The 4,176-nt window shown below is 46.2% G+C and carries 3 protein-coding genes and 1 pseudogene; 1 reads left to right on the top strand and 3 read right to left on the bottom strand.

The features are described 5' to 3' along the window. Positions 1-506: 506 nt before the first annotated feature. The 3 genes and pseudogenes from RDN79_RS18950 to RDN79_RS18940 form a co-directional block, all read right to left on the bottom strand. Positions 507-758: pseudogene (locus RDN79_RS18950) on the bottom strand (hypothetical protein); the annotation flags it as partial. A gap of 170 nt (positions 759-928) precedes the next feature. Next, entirely contained in the window at positions 929-1,291 is a 363-nt protein-coding gene (locus RDN79_RS18945) for a type II toxin-antitoxin system HigA family antitoxin (protein ID WP_298549318.1), read from the bottom strand. An 11-nt stretch (positions 1,292-1,302) separates the two neighbouring features. Further along, on the bottom strand, positions 1,303-1,602 hold the full coding sequence (locus RDN79_RS18940) for a type II toxin-antitoxin system HigB family toxin (protein ID WP_298549321.1): 300 nt from the start codon (positions 1,600-1,602) through the stop codon (positions 1,303-1,305). Between the two features lie 294 nt (positions 1,603-1,896). On the opposite strand from RDN79_RS18940, the gene RDN79_RS18935 reads away from it, so the two are divergent. After that, on the top strand, positions 1,897-4,089 hold the full coding sequence (locus RDN79_RS18935; RefSeq protein ID WP_298549323.1) for a glutamine synthetase III: 2,193 nt from the start codon (positions 1,897-1,899) through the stop codon (positions 4,087-4,089). Positions 4,090-4,176 lie beyond the last annotated feature (87 nt).

Below are 4,176 nucleotides of genomic sequence, written 5' to 3'. Positions count from 1 at the left end.
GTGTTAAGCCTGTCGCTAGCGTTCATCCTGAGCCAGGATCAAACTCTTCGTTGTTAAATTGTTTCTTATACCTTTGCTCAGAATCTCGTGATTTATCGTAGTCCGTACTTGACGGTATGTTTCGTATTTCTACGTCTCTTGTACTACTTGTTGATATGTAAATCTTTCAAAGAACTTTTTCGCTTTCTTTCGATTGCGGCTGCAAAGGTAAGGACTTTTTTTTAACTGCCAAATTTTTCAAGAGAAAATTTGAAAAGTTTTTCGAAAGCCGCCGGACGGTCGGACATGTCGCTTAGCCTTGCTAACCTCATCCACCCATTCCGGGAAATACCTTCTCCATCATGTCGACTAACGCCACTCTCGCTCGAATGCGGGTGCAAAAGTAGGGGTTACAATTTTTATATGCAAATTTAACGGATACTTTTTTCTCGCTTTTTTTCAAACTCGGAAGGGAGATTTTATGGTACGCATGTGAAAAATCCACTCAAACTACTCCTCATAATTCACAATGGCTTACCGTCTTTAAGGTTATGCCTCTTCTCGTAGTTAGTTACTGCCGTTTTTGAAGCATCCCCGGCACGGAAATCGCCATAGGAATTTAGCACGTCCGAAAAACTGATACCCTCAACAATGGAGTTTACCTTTGTCTCGTCCGTTACTCCCTCTGCCTTCTTGGTGGCAATTCGGGTAAGAATAGCAGTGTCTACCCCAGTGAACTTATGTTGCAGTCCTGCTAAGATTTGTTCTAAGATTGTCATACCATATGAATTTGATTTATAAATTTATACGGTAAATTTCGCGATTTATAAAAAAGGTGAAAAATAATTAGATAGGTGATATACGACAATGAAGCGATTGTCGTAAAATGATATAAAAAAGGCGTGAAACCGAATGGAATCACGCCTAAAATACTCTTCTTATGAGCTAATCAGAAACCCAACATTGCGGCTGGAGGTATATTCAGCACTCGACATAGCAACCTCGCAATTTTGAGGGTAGGCTCTGAACGACCGGAAATATAATCATTCACACGCGATGGACTTATTCCAATCTCACCGGCAAGTTGCTTCTGGCTCATCCCTTTCTCTTCAAGGGATAGCTCTATCAATTCCGCAACAGTCGGTTTTTCTATCGGATAATGTTCTTTTTCATATGTTATCACAATGTCGGACATAACTGTGAGTTCCACCGCATTCTTATCGTTTGAAGGTGTATTGTCATCAACCAATGGCAGAAGTTCTTCCACTCTCGCCAAAGCAAATTCATACTGTTCTTTCGTTACTTTATTCATACTTCTATCTCTTAAATGGTTGAACAATCTATCTTATCGTAATCTTTATGAGTACCCACCCAACGGATGAATATGTAACCTATCGTAAACTTGACAACTACCACAAGCCGATAATTGTTACCTCTGATGTTGAATACATAGTCCTGATTACCTACATAATCAACTGAAAGAAAATCCACTTTAATATCTGATAGGTTCTTCCATTCAGCTTTTTCCGCTATGTCATACCAACGTTCTAAGACTATGCGTGAATCTTCATAACCTTTCTTCTCGTAGAACTCTTTCAATTTTCTATGTGATACAATTCTCATACCTCTTTTGTTTGATGCAAAAACATGAATTAATTTTGAATTATAAATTTTTTCAGGAAATATATTCTACAAAATAGAATTTAGTAATAAAAAAACGGAACTAAATTAGTTCCGCTCAATAATACGATAAAAAACGAAGTAATGAATTACCCCTTTACATTAACATGGCATCATGCCAAACGGCATGTACCAGATCGAATAGTTTCCTGCACGTATATTTTTAACTACCAGATGAAAGCATTCATGGAGAATTGCATGTATCTTTGCAGCCGGTATAACATAAAAACAATCTGTATGTCAATCTCACGCTTCAATGCAGTGGAGAAAGCATCCAACCGAAAGGCAGTGGAAGCCATTACTCCCGATCAGAAAGTATCCGAATATTATGGTGAGAACGTCTTCAACCGGAAGGCAATGCAAAAGTATCTCTCCAAAGAAACCTACAAAGCCCTGACCCATGCCATCGACAACGGAACCCCTATCGACCGCGAAATAGCCAATCATGTGGCTGCCGGCATGCGCATGTGGGCACTGGAAAAAGGAGTCACACACTACACACACTGGTTCCAGCCTCTTACCGACGGGACAGCCGAAAAGCACGACGCATTCGTCGAACATGACGGAGGCGGCGGCATGATCGAAGAATTCAGCGGCAAGCTGCTCGCACAACAGGAGCCGGACGCTTCCAGCTTCCCTAACGGCGGATTGCGCAACACGTTCGAAGCCCGCGGCTATTCAGCCTGGGACCCCTCCTCGCCTGCGTTTATCGTTGACGACACCTTGTGTATCCCGACCGTATTCATCGCCTATACCGGTGAAGCGCTGGACTACAAGACCCCGCTGATCCGCTCCATCGAAGCCCTGAACAAGGCAGCCAAAGACGTCTGCCATTATTTCAACGAAGACGTCAATAAAGTCATCACCTATTTAGGCTGGGAACAGGAGTATTTCCTGGTAGACGAAGACCTCTATTCCGCCCGTCCCGACCTGTCGCTGACGGAACGTACCCTGCTGGGACACGAAAGTGCGAAGAACCAGCAATTGGACGACCACTATTTCGGAGCCATACCCTCCCGTGTACAAGAGTTCATGAAGGACCTGGAAACTGAATGCTATAAATTAGGCATCCCGGTCAAGACACGCCACAACGAGGTTGCCCCGAACCAGTTCGAGCTGGCACCTATTTATGAGGAATGCAACCTCGCCAACGACCATAACCAGTTGTTGATGTCGGTGATGAAACGTGTTTCCCGCCGCCACAACTTCCGCGTGCTGCTCCACGAAAAGCCTTTTATGGGTGTGAACGGTTCGGGCAAGCACTGCAACTGGTCGATGGGAACCGATACGGGCATCAACCTCTTCTCGCCGGGAAAGGACCGGGAAGACAACCTGCGTTTCATCACATTCGTAGTCAACTCGCTAATGGCCGTATATAAGTACAACGCTCTGCTGAAAGCCAGCATCGCATCGGCAACCAACGCACACCGCCTGGGAGCCAATGAAGCGCCTCCCGCTATCATCTCATCCTTCTTGGGAACACAAATCACCGAAATTCTGGACAAGTTCGAAAACTGTTCCATCGAAGACGCTATCGAGGTGGACGACAAGAAACGCCTGCACCTCGGCTTCGGACAGATCCCTGAACTCTTGTTAGACAATACGGACCGTAACCGCACCTCTCCTTTTGCTTTCACCGGAAACCGTTTCGAGTTCCGTGCATTGGGATCATCGGCCAACTGCGGTTCGGCGATGTTGGCACTGAACTCCGCCGTAGCCTACCAGCTCCGCCAGTTCAAACAGGATGTCGAGGCATTGCGGGCCGAAGGAAAGAGCAAAGAGGCCGCCATCTTCGAAGTGCTGAAAGCCTACATCAAAGAATCCAAGCCGATCCGCTTCGACGGGAACGGCTACGGCGACGAATGGAAGGAAGAAGCTGCCCGCCGCGGCCTGGATTGCGAAAACAGCGTCCCGTTGCAATACGACGCTTACCTGAAACCGGAAGTCATCCGGATGTTCAAGGAGACCGGCGTTCTGAGCGAAAAGGAACTGGAAGCTCGCAACGAAGTGAAATGGGAAATCTATATCAAAAAGGTACAGATCGAAGCTCGTGTCCTCGGCGATCTCTCGCTCAACCATATCATCCCGGTTGCCGTCCGCTACCAGTCATTGCTCCTGGACAACATCGCCAAACTGAAAGAGACATTCGGCGGATATCCGGAATATGACGATATGTCGGAAGAGCCCCGTCGCCTGGTCCGCAAGATTGCCGGCCACATCTGTTCCGTCACCCGCATGGTGGACGAAATGGTGGAAGCCCGCAAAAAAGCAAACCGCATCACGGACTTGCGTACCAAAGCGATCGCTTACCACGACACCGTCGCTCCCTACCTGGACGAAATCCGCAGCCATATAGACGATCTGGAACTGATGGTCGACAACCAGATGTGGCCGCTGCCGAAATACAGGGAACTGTTGTTTATCCGTTAATTCAGATTCATCGTTTAATTATGATGCAAGGGGGTGAATTCTAAGTCCTCTCCAAACAATATCTATAAAATCTTACCCAAGTTTACG

Origin of the sequence: uncultured Parabacteroides sp. (assembly GCF_902493135.1) — a bacterium.
In the GTDB taxonomy this organism is placed as follows: Bacteria; Bacteroidota; Bacteroidia; order Bacteroidales; family Tannerellaceae; genus Parabacteroides.
This window is presented reverse-complemented; position numbering and strand designations above follow the sequence as displayed.

Coding starts and splice junctions, on each gene's coding strand:
- RDN79_RS18945 (WP_298549318.1), bottom strand. CDS start 1,291: ATGAATAAAGTAACGAAAGAACAGTATGAATTTGCTTTGGCGAGAGTG.
- RDN79_RS18940 (WP_298549321.1), bottom strand. CDS start 1,602: ATGAGAATTGTATCACATAGAAAATTGAAAGAGTTCTACGAGAAGAAA.
- RDN79_RS18935 (WP_298549323.1), top strand. CDS start 1,897: ATGTCAATCTCACGCTTCAATGCAGTGGAGAAAGCATCCAACCGAAAG.